Origin of the sequence: Shewanella sp. AS16, assembly GCF_021412365.1 — a bacterium.
Taxonomy (GTDB): Bacteria; Pseudomonadota; Gammaproteobacteria; order Enterobacterales; family Shewanellaceae; genus Shewanella; species Shewanella salipaludis.
On sequence record NZ_JAKCLK010000001.1, the window covers coordinates 443,772 to 460,492 of the forward strand.

Consider the following 16,721-nt stretch of genomic DNA (forward strand, 5'->3'; position numbering starts at 1 on the left):
GGAGCCCTGAGGCTCCTTGTTTTTCGGTTTATTGACCGGCTGTTTGTTTATTGCTCGCCGGAGGCAACTTGGGACTCGTTGGTCTCATACATGAGTATAGGAGCAGACTCCCCCTTTACCACAGACTCATCGATGACGGCCTTGACCACACCCTCGGCAGAAGGCAGATCGTACATGGTATCCAGCAGTATGCCCTCGACTATGGAACGCAGGCCACGGGCGCCTGTCTTGCGGGACATGGCTTTCTGGGCAATGGCTTTAAGCGCATCGTCACGGAACTCCAGCTCCACGTTTTCCATTTCGAATAAGGCGCCATACTGTTTGGTCAGGGCATTCTTCGGCAGGGACAAGATTTGCACCAAGGCATCCTCATCCAGCTCGGTCAGCGTCGCCACTACCGGCAGACGGCCTATGAACTCGGGGATCAGACCGTACTTAACCAAGTCGCCAGGCTCGACCTGAGTCAGGACCTCGGAAATCGTGGCTTTGTCCTGCTCGCCTTTCACCTGGGCACCGAAACCTATGCCTGTGCCTGTGTGGGCGCGCTGCTCGATCACCTTTTCCAGTCCGGCAAAGGCACCACCACAGATGAAGAGGATCTTGGAGGTGTCTACCTGCAAGAATTCCTGCTGTGGGTGCTTACGTCCACCCTGAGGCGGCACGGCGGCCACTGTGCCTTCGATGAGCTTCAGCAGCGCCTGCTGCACGCCCTCACCCGAGACGTCACGGGTGATAGAAGGGTTATCCGACTTGCGGCTAATTTTATCTATTTCATCTATATAGACTATGCCACGCTGGGCCTTTTCCACATCATAGTCGCACTTCTGCAGCAACTTCTGGATGATATTCTCGACGTCTTCACCGACATAACCCGCTTCGGTGAGCGTGGTGGCATCGGCCATGGTGAAGGGCACATTCAATGAACGCGCCAAGGTCTCGGCCAGCAGCGTCTTACCGCTGCCCGTAGGGCCTATCAGCAGAATATTACTCTTGCCCAGTTCGACATTGTCTTTGGGCGATGCATGCTTCAGACGCTTGTAGTGGTTATATACGGCCACCGAGAGCACTTTTTTCGCCCTGTCCTGACCTATGACATAATCGTCCAGATGTGCGCGCAATTCATGCGGGGTCGGCAGCTTATCTTGATCCCGCTTAGGTGAAATCTCTTTGATCTCTTCACGAATGATGTCGTTACATAATTCGACACATTCGTCACATACGTATACAGACGGGCCAGCGATGAGCTTACGCACCTCATGCTGGCTCTTTCCGCAAAAAGAGCAGTACAGCAATTTACCGCTGTCACCGTTACTTCTGTTATCGCCCATTACTCTACCTCATTTGCAGTCTGCTCTACTGCTTGGTCAAATCGTCTCACTATTTATTGAGCATAGCCCAGTAAAAAGCAAAAATCAGCCTCGTTTCGTCAGCACCGAATCGACTAAGCCATATTCAACTGCCTGAGTTGCACTCATAAAATTGTCACGGTCTGTGTCACGCTCAACCACTTCCAGGGGCTGACCTGTATGCTCTGCCAGCATGTGATTCAACTTATTCTTGATACCCAGAATTTCCTGGGCGTGAATGGCGATATCCGATGCCTGACCCTGGAAACCACCCAACGGCTGATGGATCATCACCCGCGAATTAGGCAAACAATGACGCTTGCCCTTTTCGCCACCGGCCAACAGGAAGGCACCCATGCTCGCGGCCTGACCTATGCAGACAGTGCTGACGTTGGGCTTGATGAACTGCATGGTATCATAAATCGCCATCCCGGCTGTGACTGAGCCACCGGGCGAATTGATGTACAGGTAAATATCTTTATCCGGGCTTTCGGACTCTAAAAACAGTAATTGCGCCACAATGAGGTTGGCCATATGTTCTTCGACCTGGCCAACCAGAAAGATCACCCGCTCTTTTAACAGACGAGAATAGATATCATATGAGCGTTCGCCTTTGGCCGTCTGTTCGACCACCATGGGCACGAGTGCGTTTTGTATTGCTTCTGGCGCATTATGCATTCTTCACTTCCCTAAATAAAAATGGCTCGCATGAGGAGCCTCATACGAGCCATTATAAATGGCGAACAGCTAATCAAGTCAAGCTTAGCTTATGCGCGACCTGTAGCCTTGTTCATAAATTCTTCGAAAGCGACTTCTTTCTCTGTCACTTTGGCTGTTTTCAGCAGGGCTTCAACCGCTTGCTCTTCCAGAGCCACGTTGCGCATGTTCTGCATCAGCTCTTTATTGCCGTTGTAGTAGTCAACCACTTCTTTTGGATCTTCGTAAGCAGAAGCCATGGAAGCGATCAGAGCCTGAACGCGATCGTCTTCGGCTTTCAGCTCGTTGGTCTTGATGACTTCGCCCAATAACAGACCGACCTTAACGCGACGTTCCGCTTGCTCAGTGAACAGATCGGCCGGCAGCTCAGGCATGTTGGCAGATTGCTCGCCGAAGCGTTGCATGGCTTGCTTGCGCAGTACATCCACTTCACCGTCGATCAGCGCCTTAGGCAGAGTGATCTCGTTGTTGGCCAACAGACCCGCTATGACTTGCTCTTTCACGTTGGCTTTCAAGGCTTGTTCCAGCTCACGACCCATGTTCTTACGGATCTCGGCTTTCAGTGCTTCCAGGCCACCGTCGGCGATACCGAACAGAGAGGCAAACTCATCGTTGACTTCAGGCAGGTTAGCCGCCAGTACTTCGGTCAGTGTGATGGCAAACTTGGCCGCTTTCCCTTTCAGGTTTTCGGCGTGGTAATCTTCGGGGAAAGTCACTTCGATATCGAAAGACTCGCCTGCCTTGTGACCGTCGATGCCGGCTTCGAAGCCAGGGATCATGCGGCCGCTGCCCAGTTGCAGTTCGAAGTCATCGGCTTTGCCGCCGTCAAACTCTTCACCGTCGATTGAACCTACGAAGTTCATTTTCACTTTGTCGCCATCGGTAGCGGCACGGTCAACGGCGGCGAACGTCGCATGTTGCTTGCGCAGGGTTTCGATCATGGCATCGACATCTGCGTCTTTGACTTCGGCTTTAGGCTGCTCAACTTCGATGGCATCCAGGCCTTTCAACTCGACTTCAGGATAAACTTCAAAAGTCGCTACAAACTCAAACTTCTCACCATCGCTGGCACCAGGCACGAAGGTTGGCGCGCCGGCAGGGTTCAACTTCTCGGCTATGATGGCTTCGATAAAGTTGCGCTGCATGACTTCGCCCATGATGTCTTGACGGATCGCCGCACCATAACGCTTGTTGATCACTGTGACTGGGACTTTACCAGGACGGAAACCTGGGATACGGGCACGCTTAGCTTCACGTTGCAAGCTGTCTTTAACCAGCTTTTCAATTTGTTCAGCAGGAACAGAAATGGTCAGGCGACGCTCTAGGCCTTGAGTTGTTTCAACAGAAACTTGCATTGTTTTACCTCGAAATGTGTCTAACGTCCTTTGTAATAGTCGAGTTTTCAACTATTCAGGTATTCGTTTCTTGATCATTAAATTTGACTAGAATGCCCATCACTACTGAATTCCGGCACCGGTCGCTATAGTTGATATTTATCAAGACGCGACATTATAGCCACCGTTTTCGGCAGAGTCGAGCCTGATAAGGCGGATTACGGGCATAAAAAAAGCGACCCAAGGTCGCTTTTTTTATTTCTAACACAGAAAAATGGGGTGACTGATGGGGCTCGAACCCACGACAACCGGAATCACAATCCGGGACTCTACCAACTGAGCTACAATCACCACTGAAATGGTACGCCCGGCAGGATTCGAACCTGCGACCACCCGCTTAGAAGGCGGGTGCTCTATCCAACTGAGCTACGGGCGCATGGTCTACAGTTTACTCTGTATCCTAACAGGTTGAGAGAATGAGCTTGTCATTCGTCTCACATTCGCCGATAAAAACCAGCCAATGTCTTTAATGTGGTCGGTGATAGAGGATTCGAACCTCTGACCCTCTGGTCCCAAACCAGATGCGCTACCGGGCTGCGCTAATCACCGAGAACTTGCACGTCGTCGAGGTTATTACTTGATACTGCATGAGTATCACCCCGAGAACGGAGCGCATCTTATCCCCTCACTTTAGGCCAGTCAACGATTTTTTTGCCTATCGGGAGCGGCTGCTGAATTAACCGGCTAAAGTCGATTTTTTATCCTGCATCCGGCGGCATTGTTCATGACACCTCAGCCCCGCCCTGTTAAAATAACGCCGATTTTAACGCAGTGCACAGCTCAAGTGCAGTGTCGTTCAACTATCGCGCCATATAAAGGATATCCTACACCCATGACAGCCCAAATAATCGATGGCAAAGCGATCGCTCAATCCATTCGCACTCAATTAAGCCAAAAAGTACTAGCCCGCAAAGAGGCTGGACAGAGAGTTCCTGGTTTAGCCGTCGTACTCGTTGGTTCCGACCCCGCCTCCCAGGTGTATGTCGGCAGTAAGCGCAAAGCCTGCGACGAAGTCGGTTTCATCTCGCGCTCATACGATCTGGACGCTTCCACCTCGGAAACCGAGTTGCTGGAACTGATAGACAAGCTGAACAACGATCCGACCATAGACGGTATCCTGGTACAGCTGCCGCTGCCGGCGCATATCCAAGATTCCAAAGTCATAGAACGCATACGCCCGGACAAAGACGTCGACGGTTTCCATCCCTACAATGTCGGCCGCCTGGCCCAACGCATTCCCGTGCTGCGCTCTTGCACCCCCATGGGCATAATGACCCTGATCAAATCCACCGGCATAGATACCTATGGCCTGGATGCCGTCGTGGTTGGTGCTTCCAACATAGTCGGGCGCCCCATGACGCTGGAACTCTTGTTGGCCGGCTGCACTACCACCACCTGCCACAGGTTTACCAAGAATCTCGAACAGAAAGTCAGGCAGGCGGATCTGGTGATAGTTGCCGTCGGCAAGGCCGGCTTCATTCCCGGAGACTGGATTAAACCCGGCGCCATAGTGATAGACGTAGGCATCAACCGTCTGGATAACGGCACTCTGGTGGGCGACGTGCAATACGATGTCGCCGCCGAACACGCCAGCTTCATCACCCCAGTCCCCGGCGGAGTCGGCCCCATGACCATCGCCAGCCTGCTGGAGAATACCCTATACGCCGCCGAGCAATATCACGACCAGTGACGGCCCGGCCGCCCACTGAGGTTGCAACGCACAACAACAAAAACGCCAGCGGATGCTGGCGTTTTTTTATGCTTGCTTCAGGCGTCTGCGTGCGCCGGCTATTTCTTGCGCCAACTATTTCTTGCGCCAAGTGGTACCGGCGGGACCGTCTTCCAGCTCGACCCCCAAGGCATTCAGCCTGTCACGGGCCACATCGGCCGCGGCCCAGTCTTTCTCGCTGCGGGCGCGATTGCGCTCGACGATCAAGGCCTCGATCTCCGCCACTTCATCATCGCCACCCGTCCCCTGGAAGAAGGCATCGGCATCCTGTTCCAGCAGTCCCAGCACCGAAGCCAGTTGTTTCAGGCTGACGCCCAGGGCCGACGCCTGCGCCATGTCGCTCGTCTTCAGGCGGTTGATTTCACGCACCATGTCGAACAACACAGAATAGGCTTCCGGGGTGTTGAAGTCATCGTCCATGGCCGTCTTGAACTTGGCCACAAATTCGTCGGCGGGCGCGGCGGCGACAGTCAAATCCAGGCCCTTGAGCGCGGTATACAGGCGTTCCAACGCCGCGCGGGCCTGCTTGAGGTTATCCTCTGAGTAATTCAGCTGGCTGCGGTAATGGCCAGAGAGCAGGAAATAACGCACTGTCTCGGGATCATAATGGGCCAGGACATCGCGAATGGTGAAGAAGTTATCCAACGACTTGGACATCTTCTCCTTGTCTATCATCACCATGCCCGTATGCATCCAGTAATTCACATAAGGTGTATCGTGGGCACAGCAGGACTGGGCAATTTCATTCTCATGGTGGGGGAACTTGAGATCCGAACCGCCGCCGTGAATATCGAAATGCAGCCCAAGGTGTTTGCTGTTCATCGCCGAGCATTCTATGTGCCAGCCGGGACGCCCTGGGCCCCAGGGCGATTCCCAGGTAGGCTCACCCGGCTTGGACATCTTCCACAACACAAAGTCCATGGGATCTTGTTTGTTTTCATCCACTTCGACCCGGGCGCCGGCTTGCAGCTGTTCCAGGTTCTGGCCGGATAACTGCCCATAGGCAGGATAAGAGGCCACGCTGAACAAGACATCGCCATCGGGCGCCACATAGGCATGACCGCGATCGAGCAGGCGCTGCACCATATCTATGATCTCGGCCATGTGCAGGGTCGCCTTGGGCTCAAAATCCGGGCGCATCATGTTGAGCGCATCGAAGTCACGGTACATCTCGCCCGTCAGACGCTCGGTCAGGGATTCACAGCTCTCGTTGTTCTCATTGGCGCGCTTGATGATCTTATCGTCGACATCTGTGATGTTGCGTTGATAATTCACCTCATAGCCAGAGTAACGCAGGTAGCGCACTATCATGTCGAAAGAAACAAAAGTACGCCCATGACCAATGTGACACAGGTCGTATATGGTTACCCCACACACGTACATCCCGACTTTTCCGGGCTGAATTGGCTTAAATTCCTGTTTTTGGCGGCTGATACTATTGTAAATCTTTAACATCGACATTCTCTTCAAAGGGACATTCGGGAGCAAAATCAGGCGCTCAGTCTAGCATGACAGCCCGGGTTTTGAATACTGCGCTTTATGGCTTAGCTCAGATCAGTTAGAATCTCTGCAGGATTTCCAATGAGTATGAAAAAATGATTACATTGCACACTAATTTTGGCGACATCAAACTGCAACTGCATGCGGATAAGGCGCCCCTGACGGTCGACAACTTCCTGCGTTACGCCAACGAAGGTTTCTTCGATGGCACCATATTTCACCGGGTGATCGATGGTTTCATGGTGCAAGGCGGCGGTTTCAGCGAAGACATGAGCCAGAAACGTTGTCACGAGCCGGTCAAGAATGAAGCCAACAACGGTTTATCCAACCGTACCGGCACCATAGCCATGGCCAGGACCTCAGATCCACACTCGGCAACGGCGCAGTTCTTCATCAACGTCAATGACAACACCTTCCTCGACTTCAAGTCCGAGTCGTCTCAGGGCTGGGGCTATTGCGTCTTCGGTGAAGTCAGCGAAGGCATGGACGTGGTCGAAAAGATCAAGGCCGTCAGCACAGGCAATCGTGGCATGCACCAGGATGTGCCTCTGGATGCCGTGATTATCGAAAAAGTGACTGTCGCAGCCTAAGCCCACTAGATGCGCACACTCTTTATCGCCGATCTGCACCTGAGTGCAGATCGGCCAGACATCACCCAAGCTTTCTATCGCTTCCTCGATACCCAACTGGACAACACCCAAGCCCTCTACATACTCGGCGATCTGTTCGAGGTCTGGGTCGGTGACGATATCGCCGAACCCTTCGCCATCGCCTTGGCCGCCAAACTCAAGCATGTTTCGACGCGCCTCCCCGTGTACTTTATTCACGGTAACCGCGACTTTTTGCTCGGCAAACACTTCGCCGCCAGTGCCGGGATGATCTTGCTGCCCGAGGTCCATAGGCTGAGCCTCTATGGCAAGGCGGTGGTGATACTGCATGGCGACAGCCTCTGCACCCTGGACCGGGCCTATCAGAGATTCAGGAAATTTCGCAGCCTGAGCTGGGTGCGCTGGCTCTATTGCCAGCTGCCACGGCAGACGCGGCAAGGCATAGCGGATAAGCTCCGCAACAAGAGCAAGCAGAGCAACCAGAATAAGAGTTACAGCATAATGGATGTGGCGCCCGAGTCGGTCGACGAGTTGATGCAACAGACAGGCGCCGAGCTGATGATCCATGGCCATACCCACAGGCCGGCCATTCATGAACTGGCCCATGACCGCCGCCGCTTGGTGGTGGGAGACTGGTATCAGCAAGGCAGTGTGCTCAGCATCACGCCCGACTCGGTATCCCTGGACGTGCTGCCCTTCGACGGCGCTTGTCCTTAGACAACCCAAACCCTTAGAAGGCGCCCGGCTCACCCCTGGGCAGGCGCGCCGCTGTGGAAATGGAACTCAGTGTCGCTTGCCTGGATGAGTTCGGCCTCGAGCCGGCCGAAGTGGGCCACCCGCTCGCCTATGTCCTCCCCGGCAATCGCCTGGGCCAGGCTGAGGTAGTCGCGAAAGTGGCGCGCCTCGGAGCGCAGCAGCGACACATAGAAACGCTTCAGTTCATCATCCAGATGCGGCGCCAATTTCGCGAAACGCTCACAGGAGCGGGCCTCTATGTAGGCGCCGACGATCAACTTATCCACCAGGGTCGCGGGTTCGTGGGTGCGCACTTGCCCCATCAGGCCCTTGGCGTAACGGGCGGCCCTGACGTTCTGATAGCCTATGTCACGGCGCTGCATCAGCTCCAGCACCTGCTCGAAGTGATGAAACTCTTCTTTGATCAGCCGCACCATGGGGCCTATGATATCCACTGTCATCGCCAGCTGCTCACGGGGAACCAAGACGGCTATCGCTTCATTCTTCTTGCTATCCCTGGCCAGAAAGGCCGTCAAATCCCTGTCCTTGTGATAGACAAACTCCTCATAGGGCTTGGCCCACGCCAATAAGGCCTCGCCGCTGGGCTTATCCAGGGCATATTTACGCAGTAAAAACATCGCCGTCTGCGCCGCTTTTAGCTCGCAATTACAATGATCTATCAACAAAGCGCTCAGGTTTTCCGGCCTGGCAGCCGCCGCGATCCAGGCATCCGGGGTATCACACTGCAAAAAGGCACTTATGGGGGCTAACAACTGCTGCATTATATTACTCTGAGGCGAAAGCATTACTGCGGCCATTTTATCCTAACCCCAAGGGATTCTATAGCTTTTGCCATTTCTTCGCTTGACGCGCCGATGTTTTTGTTCAATAAATAAACCATATCAGTCGGCTTAGATAACCTAATTAGAACACGCTTGATTAAGACGATTGCTATAAAAGCTGTCACAGGCTCGTCAGATGTCCGCCGAGCATAAGATCAATGCTGAGAAAGGATAATTAGAATGATACTGAATCACTTAATGGGGCTATACACTCATCCTAAGCAAGAGTGGCATACGATAGAAAAAAATCACGAGGCGTTGAAAAGCAGTCTGAGCCATGTATTGCTGATCGCACTCATTCCCGCAGTCTGCAGCTTCATCTCCAGTGTCTATATAGGCTGGAACCCAGGAGTAGGCGATCCCCTGTTTCTCACCCAAAAGAGCGCGCTCTTCATGTCGACCGGCATGTATTTTGGCTTGATCGCCGGGGTCTTCGCCCTCGCCTATCTGGCCTACTGGATGGCCAAGACCTTCGATGCCAATCCCACTTATACCCAAGCGCTGGAGCTGGCCTCATACACGGCCACCCCTCTGTTCATGGTGGGCCTGGCGGCCCTCTATCCGACCCTTTGGTTCGTGATGTTGGTCGGGCTGGTCGGCTTGACCTATTCTGTGTACCTGCTCTACGCCGGCGTGCCCATCATAATGAACATCCCCGAGGAGAAAGGCTTCATCTATGCCAGTTCCATGGTAACCGCGGGCCTGGTTCTCCTGGTTGGCCTGATGGCCAGCAGCGTGATCCTCTGGAGCCTGGGCTTCGGCCCCATGTATCAGTAGCCACTTCAAGTCGGCACGGTACCGGCGCAACCCCAAACGTCAGCCTAAGCGGCATTTGGCAACAGGCAAGACAAGCATAAAAAAAGAAGGCCAATGGCCTTCTTTTTTATGCTGAGTGGCTCACCAGACTCAGGCGAATGAGTCTCTCAGGGCTACCGTCAGGTTGAAGACCAAGTGCTCGGCGCTGGAATCCTTGTTATCGGCGCAGAAGTAACCTTCGCGCTCAAACTGATAGGCCTTCTCCGCCGGGGCATTGACCAAACCTGCTTCCACTACCCCGTGAACGACCACCAGGGAGTTGGGGTTAAGCACTTCATCGACCGTCTCCGCCGCCGCAGGATTGGCGTCGGTGAACAGGCGATCATACAAGCGGAACTCGGCCGGTTTGGCGCTCGTCGCCTCGACCCAGTGGATCACGCCTTTGACTTTACGGCCGTCGGCCGGATTCTTGCCCAAGGTCTCAGGGTCATAGCTGCAATAAATGGCAGTGACATTGCCTTCGCTGTCTTTATCGCAACGCTCGGCCTTGATCACATAGGCATTGCGCAGCCGCACTTCCTTACCCAGCACCAGACGTTTGTAGTGCTTGTTGGCTTCTTCTTTAAAATCTTCGGCATCGATGAAGATTTCACGCCCGAAGGCCAGCTCACGCACGCCCATGGACTCATCGTTCGGATGAACGGCGGCCTTGATGTATTCGAGTTCACCCTCAGGGTAATTCTCGATAACCACTTTCACAGGTCTGAGCACGGCCATGGCACGCGGCGCATGCTCATTGAGCTCTTCGCGGATACAGGCATCCAACATGCCGACTTCGATCATATTGTCTTGCTTGGTCACACCGATACGATCGCAGAATTCACGGATCGACGCAGGGGTATAACCACGGCGACGCAGGCCGGCAATCGTCGGCATCCGCGGGTCGTCCCAGCCGGAAACCAATTTGCGCACCACGAGATCGTTCAGCTTGCGCTTGGACATCAGGGTGTATTCCAGGTTCAGCCTGGAAAACTCATACTGACGGGTGCGGTTCGGCGCCTGAAAATCATCCAGGTGATCCAACACCCAATCGTACAGACGACGATTGTCCTGGAACTCCAGGGTGCAGAGTGAGTGGCTGATATTCTCCAGCGCATCGGAAATGCAGTGGGTAAAGTCGTACATAGGGTATATGCACCACTTGTCGCCAGTCTGGTGATGATGGGCGAAACGGATACGGTAGATCACGGGATCGCGCATGCACATGAAGGGCGACGCCATGTCTATCTTGGCGCGCAGGGCACACTCGCCTTCCTTGAACTCGCCCTTACGCATCTTCTCAAACAGCGCCAGGTTTTCGGCTACCGGGGTGTCGCGATAGGGGCTGTTTTTTCCCGGCGCCTTCAGGGTACCACGGTATTCGCGGGTCTGTTCGCTATTGAGGAAACACACATAGGCCAAGCCCTTGTTGATGAGCTCAACCGCGTATTGATGCAGCTGGTCGAAATAATTCGACGAATAACGTACCTCACCGCTCCACTGGAATCCCAGCCAACGCACGTCTTCCTGAATCGAATTAACGTAATCCATGTCTTCTTTTTCAGGATTGGTATCATCAAAACGTAAGTTACACTGACCCTGGTAGTCCTTGGCGATCCCGAAGTTTAAACAGATAGACTTGGCATGGCCGATATGAAGATAGCCATTAGGCTCGGGCGGAAACCGCGTATGCACGCTGGTGTGTTTCCCGCTCTGAAGATCTTCATCTATGATATTACGAATGAAGTTACTCGGACGTACTTCAGTGTCCACATGACTCATGGAATTCCTCTTGGCGAACTAAGGTAATATGCGAAAACGAACATGATCCTACAGATCATCACCAGTTACAATGCCCTCCGAATAAAAACCCCTATTAAGAGTGTAAGTCGACAAGGCGGATAGAAACAACAACAGCGGCCGCCAGGCCGCTGTTGTGTAAGGCGAATGCCGCCGGCATTAGCCTGTGATGATGCGGATCCCTGGGATGATCTGCTGGGTTCTGCGCCCCTTGCGCTTGAGCCAGAAATAGAAACCGCTCAGGGCGAAGGCGAAGAAGCCTATCCAGAGACTCGATTGCAGTGGATGCTGGCTGAAGGTGGCGCCCTGGTATACCACGGTCGCCGAGCCATAGGCCAAGGCGAAGGTCCAGGTCGCGGCGAATGTGGCCCAACGCGAACCAAACTCATGCACCAATGCGCCCATGGCGGCCACGCAAGGCGTATAAAGCAGGATAAACAACAGATAGGAGAAGGCCGCCAGCTGACCGCTGAAACCGGCCTGCAAGGCGCCGAAGGTGCTGCGATCCACGCTCTGCTCTTCCGCCGCCAACGCCAGGTCATCCACATGCCCCACAGACAGGGACAGGGGATCTTCCAGGGCGATGCCGAACAGGTTGGCCGGAATGGTTGCCAGCGCCTCGTTCAGGCTCTGGACCAAGGGCTTCACGCCTTTATCATCCACGGTTGTGGTGCTGTACAGGCTGTTCAATGTGCCTACCACTGCCTCTTTGGCAAAGATCCCTGTGATGATCCCAACCGTTGCCGGCCAGTTATCCTGGGCAATTCCCATGGGGGTGAACAAGGGTGTCACCTTCTGGCTGGCGACACTCAGCAGCGACGCTTTGCTGTTTTCATGGCCGAAGCTGCCATCCACGCCTATGGCATTGACGAAATTGAGCAGGGTCACCACCAGCACTATGGTCTTGCCGGCCCCGAGGATGAAGCTCTTGGTGCGCTTGCCCGTCCGGGTCAATACCACCTTGAGTTTAGGCAGCTCGTAGCTGGGCAACTCCATCACCACGGCGCTGCTGTTGCCCGGCAGCAAGGTCTTGCGCAGCAGGACGCCAGTGCCTATGGCGGCGACTATGCCTATCAGGTACAACAAGAACACCAGATTCTGGCCCGACTCGGGGAAAAACGCCGCCGCAAACAAGGCGTACACCGGCAGGCGGGCACCGCAGGACATGAAGGGGGCCATCATGCCTGTGACTATGCGTTCACGTTCACTGCCCAGGGTCCTGGTTGCCATGATAGCCGGCACGGAGCAGCCGAAGCCGACTATCATGGGCACGAAAGCCTTACCCGGCAGGCCTATGCGGCGCATCAAACCATCGACCACGAAGGCGGCCCTGGCCATATAGCCGGAACTTTCCAGGGTCGACAGGGCCAGGAACAGGGCGGCGATCACAGGGATGAAGGTGGCGACGGTTTGCACCCCCTGGCCTATGCCACCGGCGAGCAGGGTCACCAACCACTCGGGAGTGCCTATTCCCGTCAGCCAGGCCCCAAGATGGTCCACGAACAGGGCACCGGCGGTGATATCGAAGAAATCGATGAAGGCGCTGCCGACATTGATGCTGAACATAAACATCAGATACATCACCAGGAGGAATACCGGGATCCCCAGCACTGGGTGCAGGCTGAGTTTGTCCAGCTTATCGCTCAAGGTGAGGAAGCTGCCGCTATGCACGGCAGAGCCGAAGACTGTCTCGACGAAATTGAATCTGCAACCGGCGATGGTCACATCCAGATCGCCCGCCGCCCCGGGGGCCCCTTTGCCATGGCAAGCGGATGCGGTGTTAGCCAACGAGGCTATGGCATGGGCCCGGCTCAATGCCGGATTGGCAGCTTGCAGCGCCGCAATTTCGGCCTCTGTCTCCATGCCATAATCCAGCAGCAGCGGCGCCTCACTGACTTTACCCTGGAGTAAATCCAGCACCTGGGCCTGAACCTTGAGCACATCGGCCTGATCCCGCGAACAGACTCCCACCACAGGGCAGCCCAAGGTGTCACTCATACTGGCCAAATCGACCCGGATACCGCGCTTAGTCGCGGCATCTATCTTATTGAGCACCACCACCATGGGGATGCCAAGTTCCCGCAGCTGTACCGTCAGATACAGGTGACGCTCTATATTGGTGGCATCGACCAAATTGATGATACCGTCGACCTGTTGCTCGTCGAGAAAGGTCTGGGCTATCTGCTCGTCCAGGGAACAATCACAGCTGTCGGTCGCAGGCAACAAGTCATAGATACCGGGTAAATCGGTCAGATAGACATCTGTCCCCTGCAAACTGAAATGGCCGGTTTTTTTCTCGACCGTGACGCCGGCCCAGTTGCCGACCTGCTGGTTGGCGCCGGTCAGGGCATTAAACAGGGTCGACTTGCCCGCATTGGGGTTACCTACAGTGACGCAATGAAACTGTTTAGCCATTCGACTTTACCACCTCGATTATGTCGGCCAGATCCCGACGCATGCACAGCTTACTGCCACGAATATCCAGCTCGACGCCTGAGCCCATGGGGGCGCGTCTTATCAAGGAGAAGCGGGTATTTGGGGTGATCCCCATGGAAAGCAACTTGCGCTTCACGGTCAGGGGGAGGTCCCACTGGCCCACCGCGGAAATCACCGCGACATCGCCAGGGCTCAGTTCACTTAACTTCATTACTTACTCCAGCCTGCAACAGGTCGTGTTTTTGGCATCAGTCGAATTCGCCGATTGGGAGGTGAGCATCTCTCGATGGCGGAGTATTCTAACTGCTAACGAGAATAGTTTTCAATTGTGTTGGGTATTATGGGATAAATTCGGCAATGAATAAACAGCCGCAACGAAATAAAGCCGAAATGCCGGCTCAAGTGCCGACTGCATCACAAAAAATACCCCGCCAGCACTTGTTCCCAAAGGCACTAAGCGCAATAGTAGCCCTATGTTTTGAGCCGATGCCAAGCTTTGCCGTGATACCGGAAAATGAGTTCAACCTGCTGATGCAGCAGATCCACGCCTGCCAGCTATGCGCCCGGGCCTTGCCGCTGCCGCCCAAGCCCATATTGCAGGCCCACCCGGCGGCGAGAATCCTCATCGCCGGTCAGGCGCCAGGCCTCAAGGCCCATACGCTCGGCCGTCCCTTCGACGATCCCAGTGGGGACAGGCTGAGGCAATGGCTGGGGGTAGACAGGACTCAGTTCTATGATGAGCACTTGTTTGCCATAGTGCCCATGGGATTCTGTTTCCCTGGGAGTCATACCAGCGAAGGCAAGAAACGCGGTGATAAGGCTCCCAGGCCAGAATGTGCCCAAACCTGGCATGAACGGCTCCTGGCGGCATTGCCTAACATAGAGCTGACTCTGGTCTTGGGACAATATGCCATAGACTATCATCTCGGCGGCGCCGGTGCAGGTGTCAAGGGCAAGCTCAGCGTCGGCCAGGCGGTGGCCAACTGGCAAGCCTATTGGCCGGAAAAGATGGTGTTGCCCCACCCCAGCCCACGCAACAACCTCTGGCTCAAGCGCCATCCGCAATTCGAAACCGAACTACTGCCCAGGTTGCGTGCACACATTGCTGCCCTGCTCGAACGATAAGATAAAAAAAAAAAAGCCTGCACATGTGTGCAGGCTCATTCGCTAAGCCAAAGGCTTACTGACAGGTCACGCCCACGGAACTGAATGCGGCAGTTACGTCGGCGACCGAGTAGCCGCGATCGGCAGCGGCGCTTTCAACCCCACAGGCAGCCTGGTTATAATCTGACGTAGGTGTCCAGTACATCTGGTTGGCCAGCACGAACACGTCGAAGGCCTTATGGGTATCCCAACCATTCTTCTTCGCCAACAGATAGAAGGCCTTGTTATACACGCCCGATGAATAGTGCACGTCCAAACCCGAGGTATAATCGGCCGCATCGCCTATGGAGCGACCATCTTTGGTCGGATCGTCCATGTAACGCAGCGCGCCGTTGCCCTTGACTATGTCATAACCCACTTTCCAGTCGTTGCTGCCGCGCATGTAGAACTCGGCGGCTTCACCTGCTATGTCGGAGAAGGCTTCGTTGATACCGCCGGATTGCGCACTGTATTCCAGGCCGGAATTTTGCTCGGTGAAGCCATGGCTGACTTCGTGCGCCGACACATCCAGGCTCACCAACGGATAGAAGTAGCTGGCGCCATCACCGAAAGACATGGCGGTGCCATCCCAGAAGGCATTTTCATAATTACGGCCATAATGGACCTTCATTTGTAACTGGAACGACAGAGGTGCGGTGTTGTACCAATCCTTGTACATGTTGAAGATCACGCCGCCGAAGTAGTGGGCGTCGTTGAGCGGCGAATAGGCACCATTGACTTCCTTGTAGGTATTTTCAGGACAGGCGAAGGAGTAAGTCGTGCCGCCGCGGGTGCTGTTACCCATGTCTATGGTCTTGACGTTGGTGTTGCTCATGGTACAAGTGCCACCGGACTCGAGCACGCTCAAGGGGCCGAAGTCGCTGCCATAGTAATATTGGCCAATTTTGGCATTACCGCCGGGACCCGTGGCATCGAAGGGGGTGCCTGTGCCACCGCCAGTGCCACCACCAGGCTTGCCTTTGCCTTGCTTGGCCGTCATCAACTCGTTCCAATGACGTATCACTTCACCGCTGTTGGCATCGACCAGGCCGGCGGGACGCGAAATGGCATCGGCCTGTTCACTCAGATAAGACACCCTATAGGCCAGGCGCGGAGTGCCTTCCTCCATCAGGATAACCAATTCAACCTCTTTTTTGCCTGAAGCGGCGGAACCGGCATAGACTTTATTCAAGGCGGCAATGGCCTGACCATGGGTCATTGCCGGGGAAACCGAAAAATCATCAGCGATAGCGGCGAACTGGCCATTGATAAGTTGTTGCTGACCATCGGACTCGACCACCAGGTGCTGGCCATAGACACGTACTCCCTTGAAAGCCTGTTGCTGCTTGGTCTTGGCATGTCCTTGGGCGGTATTTATTTGCTTAACTTGGGTAAAAGAGTGGGACTGGCTTAAACCTAACGCCTGCTGTAGGCCATGTTTGGCCGATGCAGTGACTTCCATCGCTTGCGCCGGCAGCGCAGCCAGCACACATAACGCCAGGGCTGAGGGTACGAAAACCTTGTTTGTCATTGTAGGATCTCCATTTGAGGTCAGATTTATTATTTGATAGAGCGTTTTTTCGCCAAAACAAATTGTCACAATTTATATGTTGCCGCAACAACAAATGTAAATAGATTGTAAAATAAACGTAAATAAATCTGCACGAACGCCATGC

14 protein-coding genes and 3 tRNA genes are annotated in these 16,721 nt (G+C 54.4%); 5 read left to right on the plus strand and 12 right to left on the minus strand.

Annotated elements, in window-relative coordinates; genetic code table 11:
• Positions 1–47 precede the first annotated feature (47 nt).
• The 6 genes from clpX to LZP73_RS02050 form a co-directional block, all read right to left on the minus strand.
• Positions 48–1,328 carry an ATP-dependent protease ATP-binding subunit ClpX gene (clpX, locus tag LZP73_RS02025; RefSeq protein ID WP_234232810.1) on the minus strand — a complete coding sequence of 427 codons (1,281 nt, stop codon included), beginning with the start codon at positions 1,326–1,328 and terminating at the stop codon, positions 48–50.
• Positions 1,329–1,412: 84 nt separating this feature from the next.
• Positions 1,413–2,024: an ATP-dependent Clp endopeptidase proteolytic subunit ClpP gene (gene clpP / locus LZP73_RS02030; protein ID WP_234232811.1), complete on the minus strand. Its 612-nt coding sequence runs from the start codon at positions 2,022–2,024 to the stop codon at positions 1,413–1,415.
• An 89-nt stretch (positions 2,025–2,113) separates the two neighbouring features.
• Positions 2,114–3,418, minus strand: a complete 1,305-nt coding sequence (tig, locus tag LZP73_RS02035) for a trigger factor (protein WP_234232812.1) — start codon at positions 3,416–3,418, stop codon at positions 2,114–2,116.
• Between the two features lie 254 nt (positions 3,419–3,672).
• A tRNA-His gene (locus LZP73_RS02040) sits at positions 3,673–3,748 on the minus strand.
• 8 nt (positions 3,749–3,756) lie between these two features.
• Positions 3,757–3,833 (minus strand) — tRNA-Arg (locus tag LZP73_RS02045).
• 96 nt (positions 3,834–3,929) lie between these two features.
• Positions 3,930–4,006: transfer RNA gene (locus LZP73_RS02050), tRNA-Pro, on the minus strand.
• Between the two features lie 283 nt (positions 4,007–4,289).
• Here LZP73_RS02050 and folD point away from each other — a divergent pair.
• A complete protein-coding gene (gene folD, locus LZP73_RS02055; RefSeq protein ID WP_169563125.1) occupies positions 4,290–5,147 on the plus strand; it encodes a bifunctional methylenetetrahydrofolate dehydrogenase/methenyltetrahydrofolate cyclohydrolase FolD in 858 nt (285 codons plus the stop codon).
• 114 nt (positions 5,148–5,261) lie between these two features.
• On the opposite strand, the gene cysS is transcribed toward folD, so the two are convergent.
• Positions 5,262–6,641 (minus strand): cysteine--tRNA ligase, encoded by a 1,380-nt coding sequence (gene cysS, locus LZP73_RS02060; RefSeq protein ID WP_234232813.1) that lies wholly within the window; start codon positions 6,639–6,641, stop codon positions 5,262–5,264.
• Between the two features lie 140 nt (positions 6,642–6,781).
• Between cysS and LZP73_RS02065 the strand changes: the two genes are divergently transcribed.
• Positions 6,782–7,276, plus strand: coding sequence for a peptidylprolyl isomerase (locus LZP73_RS02065; RefSeq protein WP_169563127.1), 495 nt, complete (start codon positions 6,782–6,784; stop codon positions 7,274–7,276).
• A 9-nt stretch (positions 7,277–7,285) separates the two neighbouring features.
• Entirely contained in the window at positions 7,286–8,011 is a 726-nt protein-coding gene (locus LZP73_RS02070) for a UDP-2,3-diacylglucosamine diphosphatase (protein WP_234232814.1), read from the plus strand.
• Between the two features lie 29 nt (positions 8,012–8,040).
• Here the strand turns inward: LZP73_RS02070 and miaE are convergent, their stop codons facing one another.
• A complete protein-coding gene (gene miaE / locus LZP73_RS02075) occupies positions 8,041–8,811 on the minus strand; it encodes a tRNA isopentenyl-2-thiomethyl-A-37 hydroxylase MiaE (protein WP_234232815.1) in 771 nt (256 codons plus the stop codon).
• 240 nt (positions 8,812–9,051) lie between these two features.
• Between miaE and LZP73_RS02080 the strand changes: the two genes are divergently transcribed.
• Entirely contained in the window at positions 9,052–9,648 is a 597-nt protein-coding gene (locus tag LZP73_RS02080) for a Yip1 family protein (protein ID WP_234232816.1), read from the plus strand.
• A gap of 129 nt (positions 9,649–9,777) precedes the next feature.
• Here the strand turns inward: LZP73_RS02080 and glnS are convergent, their stop codons facing one another.
• From glnS to LZP73_RS02095, 3 genes are all read right to left on the minus strand, one after another.
• Positions 9,778–11,448, minus strand: a complete 1,671-nt coding sequence (gene glnS / locus LZP73_RS02085) for a glutamine--tRNA ligase (RefSeq protein WP_234232817.1) — start codon at positions 11,446–11,448, stop codon at positions 9,778–9,780.
• Between the two features lie 177 nt (positions 11,449–11,625).
• Positions 11,626–13,881, minus strand: coding sequence for a ferrous iron transport protein B (gene feoB, locus LZP73_RS02090; protein WP_234232818.1), 2,256 nt, complete (start codon positions 13,879–13,881; stop codon positions 11,626–11,628).
• Positions 13,874–14,113, minus strand: coding sequence for a FeoA family protein (locus LZP73_RS02095; RefSeq protein WP_169563139.1), 240 nt, complete (start codon positions 14,111–14,113; stop codon positions 13,874–13,876). Before LZP73_RS02095 ends, feoB begins: the two co-directional genes overlap by 8 nt.
• A gap of 275 nt (positions 14,114–14,388) precedes the next feature.
• Here LZP73_RS02095 and LZP73_RS02100 point away from each other — a divergent pair, with 275 nt between their 5' ends.
• On the plus strand, positions 14,389–15,027 hold the full coding sequence (locus tag LZP73_RS02100) for a uracil-DNA glycosylase family protein (RefSeq protein ID WP_234232819.1): 639 nt from the start codon (positions 14,389–14,391) through the stop codon (positions 15,025–15,027).
• A gap of 55 nt (positions 15,028–15,082) precedes the next feature.
• Here LZP73_RS02100 and LZP73_RS02105 read toward each other — a convergent pair whose 3' ends face one another.
• A complete protein-coding gene (locus LZP73_RS02105; protein WP_234232820.1) occupies positions 15,083–16,576 on the minus strand; it encodes a M4 family metallopeptidase in 1,494 nt (497 codons plus the stop codon).
• Between the last annotated feature and the right edge of the window lie 145 nt (positions 16,577–16,721).

What these genes read in the sequence shown, in the direction of transcription:
- tig (WP_234232812.1), bottom strand. Translation starts at nt 3,418, where the DNA reads ATGCAAGTTTCTGTTGAAACAACTCAAGGCCTAGAGCGTCGCCTGACC.
- clpX (WP_234232810.1), bottom strand. Translation starts at nt 1,328, where the DNA reads ATGGGCGATAACAGAAGTAACGGTGACAGCGGTAAATTGCTGTACTGC.
- clpP (WP_234232811.1), bottom strand. Translation starts at nt 2,024, where the DNA reads ATGCATAATGCGCCAGAAGCAATACAAAACGCACTCGTGCCCATGGTG.
- LZP73_RS02080 (WP_234232816.1), top strand. Translation starts at nt 9,052, where the DNA reads ATGATACTGAATCACTTAATGGGGCTATACACTCATCCTAAGCAAGAG.
- LZP73_RS02065 (WP_169563127.1), top strand. Translation starts at nt 6,782, where the DNA reads ATGATTACATTGCACACTAATTTTGGCGACATCAAACTGCAACTGCAT.
- LZP73_RS02070 (WP_234232814.1), top strand. Translation starts at nt 7,286, where the DNA reads ATGCGCACACTCTTTATCGCCGATCTGCACCTGAGTGCAGATCGGCCA.
- LZP73_RS02105 (WP_234232820.1), bottom strand. Translation starts at nt 16,576, where the DNA reads ATGACAAACAAGGTTTTCGTACCCTCAGCCCTGGCGTTATGTGTGCTG.
- LZP73_RS02100 (WP_234232819.1), top strand. Translation starts at nt 14,389, where the DNA reads ATGCCAAGCTTTGCCGTGATACCGGAAAATGAGTTCAACCTGCTGATG.
- folD (WP_169563125.1), top strand. Translation starts at nt 4,290, where the DNA reads ATGACAGCCCAAATAATCGATGGCAAAGCGATCGCTCAATCCATTCGC.
- LZP73_RS02095 (WP_169563139.1), bottom strand. Translation starts at nt 14,113, where the DNA reads ATGAAGTTAAGTGAACTGAGCCCTGGCGATGTCGCGGTGATTTCCGCG.
- glnS (WP_234232817.1), bottom strand. Translation starts at nt 11,448, where the DNA reads ATGAGTCATGTGGACACTGAAGTACGTCCGAGTAACTTCATTCGTAAT.
- cysS (WP_234232813.1), bottom strand. Translation starts at nt 6,641, where the DNA reads ATGTTAAAGATTTACAATAGTATCAGCCGCCAAAAACAGGAATTTAAG.
- miaE (WP_234232815.1), bottom strand. Translation starts at nt 8,811, where the DNA reads ATGCAGCAGTTGTTAGCCCCCATAAGTGCCTTTTTGCAGTGTGATACC.
- feoB (WP_234232818.1), bottom strand. Translation starts at nt 13,881, where the DNA reads ATGGCTAAACAGTTTCATTGCGTCACTGTAGGTAACCCCAATGCGGGC.